The 14,682-nt window shown below is 52.3% G+C and carries 12 protein-coding genes and 1 pseudogene; 3 read left to right on the top strand and 10 right to left on the bottom strand.

The window, feature by feature from the left end:
* The 7 genes and pseudogenes from rihC to JTI85_RS21260 all read right to left on the bottom strand — a co-directional run.
* Positions 1–746, bottom strand: a 746-nt coding sequence (gene rihC / locus JTI85_RS04640) for a ribonucleoside hydrolase RihC (protein WP_255575101.1), incomplete at its 3' end; no start/stop codon positions are given.
* Positions 747–812: 66 nt separating this feature from the next.
* The gene (ispH, locus tag JTI85_RS04635; protein WP_032948486.1) at positions 813–1,763 is read right to left on the bottom strand and encodes a 4-hydroxy-3-methylbut-2-enyl diphosphate reductase; all 951 of its coding nucleotides are present in this window, start codon (positions 1,761–1,763) and stop codon (positions 813–815) included.
* Position 1,764: 1 nt separating this feature from the next.
* On the bottom strand, positions 1,765–2,214 hold the full coding sequence (gene fkpB / locus JTI85_RS04630) for an FKBP-type peptidyl-prolyl cis-trans isomerase (protein WP_003018929.1): 450 nt from the start codon (positions 2,212–2,214) through the stop codon (positions 1,765–1,767).
* Positions 2,215–2,331: 117 nt separating this feature from the next.
* Positions 2,332–2,829 carry a signal peptidase II gene (gene lspA / locus JTI85_RS04625; RefSeq protein WP_048212740.1) on the bottom strand — a complete coding sequence of 166 codons (498 nt, stop codon included), beginning with the start codon at positions 2,827–2,829 and terminating at the stop codon, positions 2,332–2,334.
* Positions 2,829–5,645, bottom strand: a complete 2,817-nt coding sequence (ileS, locus tag JTI85_RS04620) for an isoleucine--tRNA ligase (RefSeq protein WP_048212741.1) — start codon at positions 5,643–5,645, stop codon at positions 2,829–2,831. Before ileS ends, lspA begins: the two co-directional genes overlap by 1 nt.
* A gap of 37 nt (positions 5,646–5,682) precedes the next feature.
* Positions 5,683–6,621 (bottom strand): bifunctional riboflavin kinase/FAD synthetase, encoded by a 939-nt coding sequence (ribF, locus tag JTI85_RS04615; RefSeq protein WP_003829725.1) that lies wholly within the window; start codon positions 6,619–6,621, stop codon positions 5,683–5,685.
* A gap of 7 nt (positions 6,622–6,628) precedes the next feature.
* Positions 6,629–6,832: pseudogene (locus JTI85_RS21260) on the bottom strand (DUF2575 domain-containing protein).
* Positions 6,833–6,949: 117 nt separating this feature from the next.
* Here JTI85_RS21260 and rpsT point away from each other — a divergent pair.
* The 3 genes from rpsT (at position 6,950) to JTI85_RS04600 (ending at position 11,114) form a co-directional block, all read left to right on the top strand.
* A complete protein-coding gene (gene rpsT / locus JTI85_RS04610) occupies positions 6,950–7,213 on the top strand; it encodes a 30S ribosomal protein S20 (protein WP_003018940.1) in 264 nt (87 codons plus the stop codon).
* Positions 7,214–7,660: 447 nt separating this feature from the next.
* Positions 7,661–9,034 carry an MFS transporter gene (locus JTI85_RS04605; RefSeq protein WP_219352184.1) on the top strand — a complete coding sequence of 458 codons (1,374 nt, stop codon included), beginning with the start codon at positions 7,661–7,663 and terminating at the stop codon, positions 9,032–9,034.
* A 40-nt stretch (positions 9,035–9,074) separates the two neighbouring features.
* On the top strand, positions 9,075–11,114 hold the full coding sequence (locus JTI85_RS04600; protein WP_219352182.1) for a TIM-barrel domain-containing protein: 2,040 nt from the start codon (positions 9,075–9,077) through the stop codon (positions 11,112–11,114).
* Positions 11,115–11,163: 49 nt separating this feature from the next.
* On the opposite strand, the gene nhaR is transcribed toward JTI85_RS04600, so the two are convergent.
* From nhaR to JTI85_RS04585, 3 genes are all read right to left on the bottom strand, one after another.
* Positions 11,164–12,063, bottom strand: a complete 900-nt coding sequence (gene nhaR / locus JTI85_RS04595) for a transcriptional activator NhaR (RefSeq protein WP_048212744.1) — start codon at positions 12,061–12,063, stop codon at positions 11,164–11,166.
* Positions 12,064–12,100: 37 nt separating this feature from the next.
* Positions 12,101–13,267: a Na+/H+ antiporter NhaA gene (nhaA, locus tag JTI85_RS04590; RefSeq protein ID WP_219352181.1), complete on the bottom strand. Its 1,167-nt coding sequence runs from the start codon at positions 13,265–13,267 to the stop codon at positions 12,101–12,103.
* Between the two features lie 133 nt (positions 13,268–13,400).
* Positions 13,401–14,660 carry a hypothetical protein gene (locus tag JTI85_RS04585; protein ID WP_061067208.1) on the bottom strand — a complete coding sequence of 420 codons (1,260 nt, stop codon included), beginning with the start codon at positions 14,658–14,660 and terminating at the stop codon, positions 13,401–13,403.
* Positions 14,661–14,682 lie beyond the last annotated feature (22 nt).

Raw genomic sequence — 14,682 nt, 5'->3', positions numbered from 1 at the left:
AGGGTAAACAGTTCCGGGCGCACCAGCCAGGCAATGGCACACAGATCGTGCATTCGCAGCCCCGTATTCATACTGCCGCTACGGTAATGGCTAAATAGCGCGTGCAGCATTTTTCCCGTCTGGTTAAGCTGGGGGAGCGTCGCCAGATAGTCCGGGGCGAGCATGGCCTGGTTAGTGACATCCAGCCCACACATCACAATATCCAGCCCGCTCTGGAAGACTTTCGCGGCAGCCTCGGGATCGATAGCAATATTAAACTCGGCGTTGGGTGTGAAGTTCCCGCGCCCGGCAGAGCCGCCCATAATCACCAGACGGTGAATGTTGAATACGCATTCAGGATAATGGGTCAGCAGCAGCGCAATGTTGGTCAGCGGGCCAATTGCCACCAGCGTCACGGGCTGCGGGGCATGCATCAGCGCATCGCGAATCGCCTGGAAGGCGGGTTTTGCCATCGCCTGGCGGTCGTGTTCGACAAATTCATACCCTTCCATACCGGACTCACCATGCACGGAAGCGGCATCACGCAGCGGCCGCACCAGCGGCATCGATGCTCCCTGCGCCAGTGGAACATCCGCATTCCAGAAGTGCAGCAGTTGCAACGCATTACGGGTGGTTTTTTCCACCGACACATTGCCTGCTACCGTGGTCATCAGTTGCAGATCCAGCTCAGGGGCAAACAGCGCGGCGGCAATGGCGGCGGCATCATCAATGCCGGGATCGGTATCAAGAATGATCGGTAAGCGCATGGTTTCTCCATAAAAAAATGCCAGACGTTAAGTCTGGCATCTTCTCATAATCGTAACCGGAAAGACTTACTCTACTTCACGAACATCCACACGCAGCTCTTTCGGCACTTCGAAAACGATGTTCTCTTCGCGGCCTTCCAGCGGAATAGCTTCCCCACCGCCAAGTTCCTGCAGGCGAGCAATCACGTTTTGCACCAGGATATCCGGCGCCGAGGCTCCGGCCGTCACACCTACGCACTTCGCCTCTTTCACCCACGCTTCCTGGATGTCGGTCGCATCGTCAATCAAATACGCCGCTTTCCCCATTCGCTGTGCCAGTTCAGCCAGACGGTTGGAGTTAGAGGAGTTCTTCGAGCCGACCACCAGCACAACATCAGCCTGTTCCGCCAGCGCGCGAACCGCTTCCTGACGGTTGGTGGTGGCATAACAGATATCGTCTTTGCGCGGTCCGACAATTTTCGGGAAGCGTTGACGCAGAGCATCAATAACGTCAGAAGTGTCGTCAACGGAGAGCGTGGTCTGCGTCATGAAGGATAATTTGCCTTCATTTTTCACATTCAGTTTCAGCACATCTTCCGGTGATTCAACCAGGTACATTCCCCCTTGCGGGTTGCTGTACTGGCCCATCGTGCCTTCGACTTCCGGGTGACCGGCGTGACCAATCAGAATGGATTCTTCGCCACGACGGCTGGCGCGGGCAACTTCCATATGCACTTTCGTGACTAGCGGACAGGTTGCATCAAAAACCGTGAGGTCGCGGCCTTTGGCTTCGTTACGCACAGCCTGAGACACGCCATGAGCGGAGAAAATCAGGATCGCACCATCCGGCACTTCGCTGATCTGCTCGATAAAAATAGCGCCGCGCTCACGCAGGCTATCCACCACATAACGGTTATGTACCACTTCATGACGGACATAAATCGGCGCGCCGTAAATAGCCAGCGCGTTTTCCACAATGCTGATAGCGCGGTCTACGCCAGCGCAAAAACCGCGCGGGTTGGCCAACAGGATCTGCATTTTACGCCTCCAGTGCCGGTTCGACTTCCAGCACTTCAATATCAAAATGAACGGTATGCCCGGCCAGCGGATGGTTGAAATCAACCGTGATCGAGTCACCGTTGATTTCGCGGATCACACCTGGCATCTCACTGCCGTCCATTGCGGTAAAGAGCATGATAGCGCCAATTTCTGGCTCGCCCGCGTCCATAAATTCCCGACGCGAGAAATACTGAATTAAGTCCGGACTTGATACGCCAAAGGCGGCATCCGGCTCCAGAGCAAAGGTGGTTTTATCGCCTTCTTTTAGCCCCAGCAGGTGTTGCTCCAGTCCTTCAGACAGAGAACCGTCGCCCAGGCGAAACAGCGCAGGCTTGCCGTTATTGCGGGTTGACTCTGCGGTGGAGCCATCGTCGAGCTTAAGGGTGAAGTGCACCAGCACCGCACTGTTACTCTGTACTGATTTAGACATGCAGGTTGCTCTTTAAAATTGCTGCCGCCTGTCTGCCCGGTGGCGCTACGCTTACCGGGCCTACAAGGATCGCAGTAAATTGTAGGCCGGATTAGCATAGCGCCATCCGGCATTTTTTTATGCGGCTTTTTTCTCTTTCGACGGCAGGAAGCCTTCGAGAACAATCAATGCCGCCCCGATACAGATAGCTGTATCGGCCAGATTGAAGGTCGCGAAATGCCAGTCGCCGACGTAAAAGTCAATCATATCAACTACGAAGCCGTGCCACAGGCGATCGAACAGGTTGCCCAGCGCACCGCCAATGATTAACGCATACGCGATGTTATTCAGCTTCTGCGTCGCCTTCGAGCGATACATCATCACCATCAGGATGACGCAAATACCGATGGCAATACCGGCAAAGAACCAACGTTGCCAGCCACCGCTGTCGGCTAAGAAGCTAAACGCCGCGCCATAATTACGCGCATAGTGCAGATTAAGCGACGGGAACAGCGACACCGTATCCCCCAGAGCAAAGTTCTGGAGGATCAGGTATTTGCTGCCTAAGTCGATAATCAGCACGGCTACCACCAGCCACAGCCAGCGTAGTCCTGTTGAACAGAGAGGCTTACTCATCAGGCAAACTTACGTTGTTCGCCATCACCGGCGATGTTGCTGACACAGCGTCCGCAGATATCTGCATGTTCCGCCACCTGGCCGACGTCGGTAGTGTAATGCCAGCAGCGCGGGCATTTCTCACCTTCGGCTTTGCTCAGTACGATTTTCAGACCTTTGAGCAGTTCGCTCTGCTGAGCATCAGCTGGAGCCGCTGCAAAATCCGCAACCGTCGCACCAGAGGTCAGCAGTACAAAACGCAACTCTTCACCCAGCGCGGTCAGTTTCGCCGCCAGCTCAGGTTCAGCGTACAGGGTCACTGCCGCTTCCAGAGAACCGCCGACTTTCTTATCCGCACGCGCCTGCTCGATAACCTTGTTCACTTCGCCGCGCACTTTCAGCAGCTCGTCCCAGTAGGCATCGTTCATCGCTTCGGTTTCGCCTAAGCCAAACAGACCTTCGTACCATTCACCGGTAAAGACGTACTTCTCACGATCGCCCGGCAGGTAACCCCAGATTTCATCTGCGGTAAAGGACATGATCGGCGCCATCCAACGAACCAGCGCTTCTGCAATATGGAACAGCGCAGTCTGGCAGCTACGACGCGCCACACTGTCCGCTTTCGCGGTGTACTGACGGTCTTTGATGATGTCGAGATAGAACGAACCCATTTCTACGGAGCAGAAGCGCATCAGGCGCTGTACCACTTCGTGGAAGTCATAAGCTTCATAGGCTTTCAGGATTTCGTCCTGCGCCGCTTGCGCACAACCTACCGCCCACCTGTCCAGCACCACCATATCTTCCGGTTTCACCATGTCTTTAACCGGATCGAACCCGTTCAGGTTCGCCAGCAGGAAGCGCGCGGTGTTACGGATACGACGATAGCTGTCGGCAGCACGTTTCAGGATTTCGTCAGAAACGGCCATTTCACCGGTGTAGTCGGTAGAAGCAACCCACAGACGCAGAATATCCGCGCCCAGTTTGTTCATCACGTCCTGCGGAGAAACGGTGTTACCGATAGATTTGGACATCTTACGGCCCTGACCATCAACGGTGAAACCGTGGGTCAGTACCTGGCGATAAGGTGCTTTGCCTTTCATGGCGGTGGAGATCATCAAAGAAGACATGAACCAGCCACGGTGCTGGTCAGAACCTTCCAGATACATATCTGCCGCATGGCCCGCAAACTCAGGACGCACGTCTACAACGGATGAGTGGGTTGAACCGGAGTCGAACCACACGTCCAGCGTATCCGGAACTTTGACATACTGGTCAGCTTCGTCGCCGAGGATATCTTTCGGATCGAGATCCCACCACGCCTGGATGCCGTCAACTTCAACGCGTTTAGCCACTTCTTCCATCAGTTCGATAGCGCGCGGATGCAGCTCTTCGGTGTCTTTGTGAACAAACAGAGACATCGGCACACCCCACGTACGCTGACGGGAGATACACCAGTCAGGACGGTTGGCAACCATCGATTCAATACGCGCCTGGCCCCAGTCCGGGATCCACTGTACGCCTTTGATCTCTTTCAGCGACTGCGCGCGCAGGCCTTTCTGATCCATGCTGACGAACCACTGCGGGGTCGCACGGAAGATGATCGGTGACTTGTGACGCCAGCAGCATGGGTAGCTGTGCTGCATCTTCTCAACGTGCAGCAGCGCGCCTTTTTCGCTCAGCAGCGCAACGATTTTGTCGTTGGCTTTAAAGACGTTCACACCGTCCAGATCCGGATAGGTACCCGCCAGGTATGCGCCGTCCGGGCCAACCGGGTTAGCGATTTCCAGACCGTATTTCTGGCTGATGACGTAGTCATCCGGACCGTGACCGCCAGCGGTATGGACCGCACCGGTACCCGCATCCAGTGTAACGTGATCGCCAAGGATAGCCGGCACGTCAAAGCCCATAAACGGATGGGTAAAGCGCAGCAGTTCCAGCTCAGCGCCTTTCACGGTGCCGAGAATGGTGTATTCAGCCGCGCCAATACGCTGCATGACGCTTTCAACCAGATCTTTAGCCAGAATCACAGCCTGGCCGTCAATCTGCACCAGCGCATAGTCAAAATCAGGTGCCAGAGAGATTGCGCGGTTCGCCGGTAACGTCCACGGGGTAGTGGTCCAGATAACCAGCGAGATCGGGCCGTTGACGTCAGAAACGCCAAATTTCGCTTTCACCGCATCCTGATCGGCAGCGTGGAACGCCACGTCGATGGACGGAGAGGTTTTGTCATAATACTCAACTTCCGCTTCCGCCAGCGCGGAACGGCAGTCAACGCACCAGTGCACCGGCTTCGCACCTTTGTGCAGGTGACCGTTGCCGATGATTTTACCCAGCGCACGAATGATGTTGGCTTCAGTTTTGAAGTCCATGGTCAGGTACGGATGCGACCAGTCGCCCAGTACGCCAAGACGGATAAAGTCTTTACGCTGACCATCTACCTGGGTCGCTGCGTATTCACGGCACTTAGCGCGGAACTCAGCAGCGGTGAACTTCTCGCCCGGCTTGCCGTATTCCTGCTCAACTTTCAGCTCGATCGGCAGACCGTGGCAGTCCCAGCCCGGAACGTACGGCGAGTCATAGCCCGTGAGTCCTTTGGACTTCACGATAATGTCTTTCAGAATCTTGTTAACCGAGTGACCAATATGAATGCTGCCATTCGCATAAGGAGGGCCATCATGCAGAATGAAGGTTTTTTTGCCTTTTTTGGCCGCACGAATGATGCCGTACAGGTCATCATCAGTCCAACGCGCCAGCATTCCCGGTTCGCGCTTGGCGAGATCGCCGCGCATCGGGAACCCTGTTTCCGGCAAATTCAGGGTTGATTTATAGTCACTCATCAGATTCTCGGTTCCGTATTTAAAACTCGTATAGGCATTAAGCCGGTTTTGTTAGCCCAAAAAATTCACGGGCAGTCAACTCATCACGCGCAATCTGCGCTTTTAGTTCATCCAGCGAGGCAAATCGCTGTTCGCTGCGTATTTTTTTACGCAGTACTACATCTATATGGCGACCATACAGGTCCATTACAACGTCCAATAGATGCACTTCCAACTGCTGGCGTACGCCTGCTACCGTCGGGCGGGTGCCGATGTTGGCGACGCCGGGCAACGGTTTGTCACCCAGTCCCATCACTTCAACCGCATAAACACCTTTCACCGGAGAAACCTGACGACGAAGCGGTAAGTTTGCCGTCGGAAAACCGATGGTGCGCCCTAACTCATCACCGTGAACGACGCGTCCTGAGATAGTAAAAGGATGCCCAAGCAGGCTTTCGGCCAGTTGCAGGTTATCTTCGGCCAGCGCCTGACGTACTGCGGTGCTGCTGATACGCACACCGCCTTCACAGAAGGTTTGGGTACTGGTGATATCAAAACCATACTCAGCGCCCGCTTCCTGTAATAACAAGAAATCACCCGCACGGCTAGCGCCAAAGCGGAAATCATCGCCAACGGCAAGAAATTGTACACCAAGGCGCTTAACCAGCAGATCGCTGATAAAAGTCTGCGCCGTTAATGCGGCAAAACGTCGGTCAAAACGCACGCACAGTACGTAGTCCACACCGCATTCGGCCAGATAACGCAGTTTTTCCCGCAGGCGGGTAAGGCGCGCAGGTGACTTGTCCGTCGCAAACAGTTCCAGCGGCTGCGGCTCAAAAATCATCACCATTACTGGTAAATTGCGTTTGCGCCCTTCTTCCCGTAAGCCCTGCAGCAACGCACGGTGACCACGGTGCACGCCGTCGAAATTACCAATAGTCAGCACACACCCATGCGGGGCCTGACTGAGATTATGTATGCCTCGTATCAGCTTCATGTCTGGCTCAAAACAGTGAAAATCGTGAAAGTATACCCTGTACCGCGGTCAACGTTAACCGGCGATTGTTTCTACGAAACAGAAAGAGGATGGTTTTCATTGTTATGAAACAAATTGACGCCCTTCACCGGCACGCCAATGCAATTTTTCTCGTCGAAAAGCTGTATTCACGCCACGCAAGCTGGTAGAATCCTGTGCCATCACTACGCAACGAGTGCTGGAATTTAAACGGCGCTTATTTGCACAAATCCATTGACAAAAGAAGGCTAAAAGGGCATATTCCTCGGCCTTTGAATTGTCCATATAGAACACATTTGGGAGTTGGACCTTGGCTAATATCAAATCAGCTAAGAAGCGCGCCGTTCAGTCTGAAAAGGCCCGCAAGCACAACGCTAGCCGTCGCTCTATGATGCGTACTTTCATCAAGAAAGTATACGCAGCTATCGAAGCTGGCGACAAAGCTACTGCACTGAAAGCATTTAACGAAATGCAACCAATCGTGGACCGTCAGGCTGCTAAAGGTCTGATCCACAAAAACAAAGCTGCGCGTCATAAAGCAAACCTGACTGCACAGATCAACAAACTGGCTTAATCGCCTGTCTGTTGTCGCTTTGTGAAAAAACCCGCGCAAGCGGGTTTTTTTATGCCTGTCGTTTGTACAACCAGCTTCGAAGGCAACCGTCATCCACTGACCTTGTTCGTACTCCTCTGGGCCGCTTCTCTTTTCAGCCAGCCGCCTTACCGGGCACATGAAAGTCATTTTCTTTCACTGTTTAATTTTTTTAATTTCATTGCTAATCAAATTGTGACCGTCATAGCAAATGACATAATTACTCCCCCAAAAACGAATAAACGCAATCCTGATGTAAGATTTGATAATTGATCACAATGCCCGTGTTAACTATTTTTCACCAAACCAATTAACCACTATTTCTCTCCAAAGGTTTAATTTTTTAGATAAAAAATAACAACTACCCTACTGCTTAGAAAGTAAAAGCTGTTTTTCTGGGCGTATCGCACCAATATCGGAGTTATTATTATGAGTTCTGTTATTGAGGATACCCAGTCTTGCGGGTCAGCATCATTATCTTTACTACAGCGTATTAGCTACGGCTCTTTGGATGTGGCAGGTAATCTGCTGTACTGTTTCGGTTCAACCTACATCTTATATTTCTACACTGACGTTGCGGGTATAAGTCTCGCCGTAGCAGGTGTCATCCTGCTACTGGCGCGTATCGTAGATGGTATAGATGCCCCAATCTGGGGGATCATTATCGATAAAACACGTTCACGTTACGGTAAATGTCGTCCCTGGTTTTTATGGCTGCCGCTGCCTTTTGGTGTATTCAGCGCGCTGTCATTTTGGTCTCCAGATATCAGCATGACAGGAAAAGCCATATATGCAGCAATATCCTATATGATTGCCAGCATTTTATTTACCGGACTTAATACACCGCTCAGTGCAATATTACCTCTGATGACCCTGTCCCCTAAGGAACGGCTGGTATTAAATTCCTGGAGAATGACCGGAGGACAAATCGGGGTTTTATTAATGAATGCCACAGCATTACCCCTGGTTGCATTTTTAGGTAACGGAAATGATCATGCCGGATTTATTTATACGGCGATTCTGTTTGCTGCGATATCCTGTTCGCTAACGCTTTTCGCCTTTAAAAATATCCGCGAAATGGATGCGGATAAAATACAGCAAGAACCCAAACTGCCGATGAAAAAAAGTTTCACGGCGATGAAAGGTAACTGGCCATGGATCCTGATGGTGCTGGCCAATCTGATCTTCTGGATTGCCCTGCAACAGCGGTCCACCACCATTGTTTATTATCTGACCTACAACCTCGATCGCAAAGATCTGGTTCCGCTGATTAACAGTCTGGCGACGATTCAGATCCTGTTTATCATCGCCATCCCTTTCTTTAGCAAATACCTGGCTAAAACCTGGATATGGGTAGGCGGCTTGCTGGTCGCCACGTTCGGCGGCGTCTTGATGTGGCTGGCGGCGGACAACATACCTTTCCTCATCGCGGCCTGGGTGCTCGGCAATATCGGTAGCGGAATCGCCTGCTCAATGCCGTTTGCCATGTTGGGCTTTGCCGTCGACTTCGGTGCCTGGAAAATGGGCATCAAGGCCACCGGCATTCTTATCGCCTTCGGCAGTACTTTCTGCATCAAGATGGGCAGTGGTCTGGGTACCGCTTTCGCCGCCTGGATCATGAACAGTTTTGGCTATGTCCCGAACCATGCCCAAAGCGCTGCGGGTCTGGAAGGCATTACCTGGGCCTTTATCTGGGCGCCCGCCCTGCTCTTCGCACTCGCGGCGATCCCGCTACTTTTCTTCCGTAAGTACGAAGCAATGGAAGAGAGGATTCGCCACGATCTGGAAACCATCACCCAATAACTTTCTTAATCTTTACCCTCAAAATATGGGAGGCACCACCATGCCATTTGTGCAACATGACCCGCGTCGTCTGGTCTGGCAGCAAAACGATCGCTATTTGTGGATTGAACCCTGGGGCGAGAACAGCCTGCGCGTTCGCAGTGGCCGTCATCTTCCGGTTATGCGAAATGAGAACTGGGCGCTCACGGAGCCAGTCACAGAAAGCGCCTGCCACATCGTTTATGACCACAAGCAGGCGACGCTAACCAACGGAAAAATTAGCGCAATCGTCAATCAAAAAGGGCAAATCGCTTTTTATCGCCATCCGCATAAGTGCCTGTTGCAGGAGTTCTGGCGTCTGCGGGGCGAAATCGGCGAGGACGAATCTTCCCACGGCCAGTATGTCAGCGCACTCAACCTTGAGGGACGCGAATTCCGCCCTATTCAGGGCGGGAAATATTCACTTAAAGCCCGCTTCGAAGCTGCCGAAGGGGAAAAAATTTACGGCATGGGCCAATATCAGCAGGCCAATCTGGATCTCAAAGGATGCGTGCTCGAACTGGCCCAGCGTAACTCTCAGGCCTCGGTGCCCTTTATGCTCTCAAGCCTGGGCTACGGATTTTTATGGAACAACCCGGCGGTCGGCCGCGTGACGTTCGCCCATAACGTGACCGAGTGGGAAGCTCAGGTCAGCGAACAGTTGGACTACTGGATCACCGCTGGCGATACCCCGGCAGAAATTAGCCAGGCGTATGCGCTCGCCACGGGCACGCCGCCGATGATGCCGGATTACGCCATGGGCTTCTGGCAGTGCAAGTTACGCTATCGCACCCAGGAGGAGTTGCTCGCCGTCGCCCGCGAGTACAAACGGCGCAATCTCCCCATCTCGGTAATCGTTATCGATTTCTTCCACTGGCCAAATCAGGGGGACTGGATGTTCGACTCGCGCGACTGGCCCGATCCCGATGCCATGATCGCCGAGTTAAAATCGCTGGGTATTGAGCTGATGGTCTCCGTCTGGCCGACGGTGGACAATCGCACCGAGAGCTATCGGGAGATGCGCGAAAACGGCTGGCTGGTACAAACGGAGCGCGGATTGCCAATTAATATGGATTTTCTCGGCAATACCACTTTCTTTGATGCCACCCATCCCGGCGCTCGCGACTACGTCTGGAGTAAAGCAAAACGCAACTATTACGATAAAGGCGTGAAGCTCTTCTGGCTAGATGAAGCCGAGCCGGAGTTCAGCGTTTACGACTACGATAACTATCGCTACCACGCCGGACCGGTGCTGGAAGTGGGCAATATCTACCCGCGAATGTACGCCAAAACCTTTTTTGACGGCATGAAAGCCAATGGCGAAGACCAGGTTATCAACCTGCTGCGCTGCGCCTGGGCTGGAAGTCAGAAATACGGCGCGCTGGTGTGGTCAGGTGATATCCACTCATCGTTTCGTTCTCTGCGCAATCAGTTTGCCGCCGGGATGAATATGGGGATTGCAGGTATCCCATGGTGGACAACAGATATTGGCGGCTTTCATGGCGGCAATATTCACGACCCACGCTTTCATGAGCTACTGATTCGCTGGTTCCAGTGGGGCGTATTTAGCCCGGTGATGCGCCTGCACGGCAACCGCGATCCGCAGATTTTACCGCAGCAGCCTTATCGGGACGGGATTGCCCAGTGCCCTACCGGCGCGCCCAACGAGATCTGGAGCTACGGTGAGGATGTGTGTGATGTGCTAACGGGTTGCCTGACACTGCGTGAGAAGCTCAAGCCCTACATCAAAGCGTTAATGACAGAAACGCATAACTACAATACACCGGTGATGCGTACCCTGTTTTTTGAGTTCCCCGATCAGCTAAAAAGCTGGGAAATCACCGACCAGTACTGTTTCGGCCCCGATCTGTTGGTTGCGCCCGTTATGCATGAAGGTATGCGCGAACGCGACGTTTGGTTGCCAGAAGGGGAAACATGGACGGATTTTGCGACCGGCGAGAGCTATCAGGGAGGACAAACGCTGCGCTATGACGCTCCCCTGAACAGAATTCCGGTATTTATCCGCGAAGGCGGGCAGTATCGTAATATATTGAAACTGTAATTATAGCCCGGCTGCGGTTAGTACACCGCAGCCGGCAACATAAAGGCGTTTAGACCTGTGGCGGCTTGAACAGTGCTGAATAGTTGGCATTGCAAATACGCTGCACCGCCGGATGCTGGATCATCCTCTCCGCGAATATGGCGTGATACTCCTCCATCACATTCTCAACGCGTCCAATTTCAACAATAGAATCATCAGCATAGAAATTGTGTGAATACAGCGTAGGGGCAACGAATATCGCGTTATGCGTTGCGCCAAACGCTTTCATCAGCGCGGCGTCATCAAACTCGCCAAGGATTTCAACGTTCAGTCCTTGTGAGTTAATCCAGTTCAACAGCTTACGTCCAAGCATCGAACGACGACCTGGGATCAGCAATCGACGCTCTTCCAGACAGGCCGGAAACGGTTTCTCAGGCAGCGGCCTGGTGCACCAAAAGCTCACGCTGCATTCGCCAATCCGCACCGAGAACAGCCCTTCCTGCTGCGTTGAGTCGATCGGGCAATCGGAGATAATCATATCCAGCTTATGCTGGCTGAGCTGCTCCAGCAGCATCTCGTGTGTTGATTCAAAACAACGCAGATGGATTTGCTCGTTCTCAACCACAGCAGCATCCAGCACGCTGCTAACCAGTTGCTTCGATAATGCATCCGCCACGCCGACATCAAACAGCAAATTCGACTCTTTGCGATAGTTCACGATATCCAGCATTTCCTGGCTTAAGGTGAACATTTTATCCGCATAACGGAAAACTAATTCGCCTAACTCGCTGGGTTCCAGCCCTCGCCCCTTACGCTTAAACAACTTCCCTTGTAAGCGTTCCTCAAGCGCTTTGATCTGCCCGGTAATAGTTTGCGGTGTCAGATAAAGCGCTTCTGCGGCACCCACCACCGATCCTTCTTTATACACATGCCAGAAGTAATACAGGTGGTTGTAATTTATATGAGACATACTCTCTCCCTGAAATTGTCACCAAAGAGTTATCTGCTCAGGCTGACGTATTCAACCGGGTACGCAGCCAGCTATAACCAATAACTGCCGACAACAGTGAACCAATCAGGATCCCCAGTTTTGCCCAGTTAATCAGCTCCGGATCAACGTTACCAAACGCCAGACTGGCGATGAAAATCGACATTGTAAAGCCGATGCCGCACAGAATACCGACCGCCATAATTTGCTGGAAACTCGTGCCTTCAGGCAGTTGCGCCACCTTGAGACGTAATGCCAGCCAGCAGAACAGACTGATCCCCAGTGGCTTACCGATAAGCAGGCCGGCGATAATTCCCAGCGGCAGGATAGAGGTCAATCCATTCAGCGTCACGCCCTGCAGCGAAACACCTGCGTTAGCGAAGGCAAACAGCGGCAGGATCAGATAAGCCACCCACGGATGCAGGACATGCTCCAGACGCTTTGCCGGTGAGCGCCCATGTTTTTCCTTTAACGGAATGAAGAAACCAACGATCACGCCTGCCAGAGTGGCATGCACGCCGGACTTCAGCACTGCCGTCCATAGCACGACGCCAACCAGAATATAAATACCGGTGCGTCTCACACCGCACAGATTCAATGCCGCCAGGACGAGAATTGCGCACGCGGCGACGCCCAGAGACAACAACGAGAGATCGCTGGTGTAGAACAACGCGATGATCACAATCGCGCCGAGGTCATCGATAATCGCCAGCGCCATCAGGAAGATTTTCAGTGCCAGCGGAACACGACTACCCAACAGTGCCAGTACACCGAGCGCAAAAGCGATATCCGTTGCTGCCGGAATTGCCCATCCTTCACGAGTGATAGGGTCGGCATAGTTGAATGCCAGATACAGCAACGCCGGGACAATCATGCCGCCAATCGCGGCAATAATTGGAAACGCCGCCTGACGCAGGCTGGCAAGCGAGCCCTGCATTAACTCACGCTTCACTTCCAGACCAATCAACAGGAAGAATACCGCCATCAACGCGTCGTTGATCCACAGCAGCATATTTTTGTTGATTTCAAGCGCGCCAACCCGCAGTTGGACAGGTGTTTCCAGAAAGGCGTGGTACCATCCACTGGTAACCCCGATATTTGCCATCAGCATAGCGACTGCGGCTGCGATGATCAGGATGATGCCTCCCGAGGCGTCGCTACTAAAAAAACGATGCAGATGTTTCACTTTTATTCTCTCTATTGGGTGAATACTTCGTAATTACTATCTTACACCCGCAAAAAGCTCGTTAAAATTAGATTATTCATGATGAATGAATCGGCTTTTCCGAGCATTGTCTAATGAGAAAACACAGGATTAGTTAGTCTGCATCTGAGTGATGCCTCGCATTAAACGCGTATCTGAGATGGTCCAGCGTTGCCGTCACATTTGCCGGAGACATACGGTTGAGGTGTGCCAGAAAAGGATGTGTATCGATAAAATGGATAAAACGGGTCGCACTCACAAGCGTGGCGCTGCGTTGCATACTCGTTTTTCGGTTCTCTGTTAAGTTGCATACTGCCAGCGCGTAGTCACGCGTGGTGAATGTTCGCCAAACGTTATTACGGATGCCGCCCCCCATAAACAACCTTGGCGGAATATCTTTTTGCGGCGCTGATTCTCCACGTTCTCTCACAAAAGCAATGTGGCAACGCCCTTGCTGAACATGCTGTATATTCGCCATCATACATCCTCCCAGGATAAAGCATTCCTGATCGAGGTAATGCTGAATATTGAGAGAACGTTCATCCGTGAGCATTTTAACCAACTCGAAATGGCGATAAGCTGGCAAAACGGGTTTAACTAACATCCCCGGATCATTTTTGTGCAATATTGCAGGACCGTAATCCACATCAAAAAGCGTCTCCCGCCGCATCGTTATCACTTCTTTACGTTGCACAATATGCGCCAACGTACCGGGAGGCAGGCGTTCTTCATAGTCAGAATGATACTGATACTCAGCCTCTACGGGATGAGCTGAGTAATTTGTCGTAACGGCAACAATTCGACCGGTATTCTCTTCTGCAGTGACCAACACATACAGAAAACTATCACTACCGTTAAATTTGATCCGAAAAGCGCGCGTGCTCATGGCGATATCAAACGTAGGAAAAGTAAATTCGCGTTCCGCCAGATTTGCATTGCGAGAGAGTTTCTGTAACTCCCGATTCAACCCGGTGCTATCCAGCACGAGTGCGGTGCGAATATCCGCCAGTGTCGCACCTTCCTGAATCAGCGTGGCGAGATAATCCTGACGCGCATCTGTTTTCTGCCTGACAGGAGAAATAAATGTTTTATGACAACGCTGACAGTAAATACGCGGTTCTCCTTGCGCAGAAAAACCGTACTTTTTGAGTGAAATTCCCCCGCAGTGGGGGCAGGATTTTATCAGTCCTTTCCATGCCTGATTAACCGACTGACGAAAGCGGTTGAGTGATCGTTCCGAAATAATGGGGAAGAGAAAACCGCAGGCCCGGCATAGTATATTTTTCCCTTGGTTTTGGTAATCCGGGCTGTTCAACATACCCATATTTTTGCAGCCGGGCGTTTTACAACTATCGACATTAATCCAGGAAAACATATTCACTCCCTGCGAATACGAT

Source organism: Citrobacter sp. Colony219 (assembly GCF_019382635.1).
Taxonomy (GTDB): Bacteria; Pseudomonadota; Gammaproteobacteria; order Enterobacterales; family Enterobacteriaceae; genus Citrobacter; species Citrobacter youngae.
Note: the sequence above shows the minus strand (reverse complement) of the source record. Positions and strands in the feature narration are given on the sequence as shown.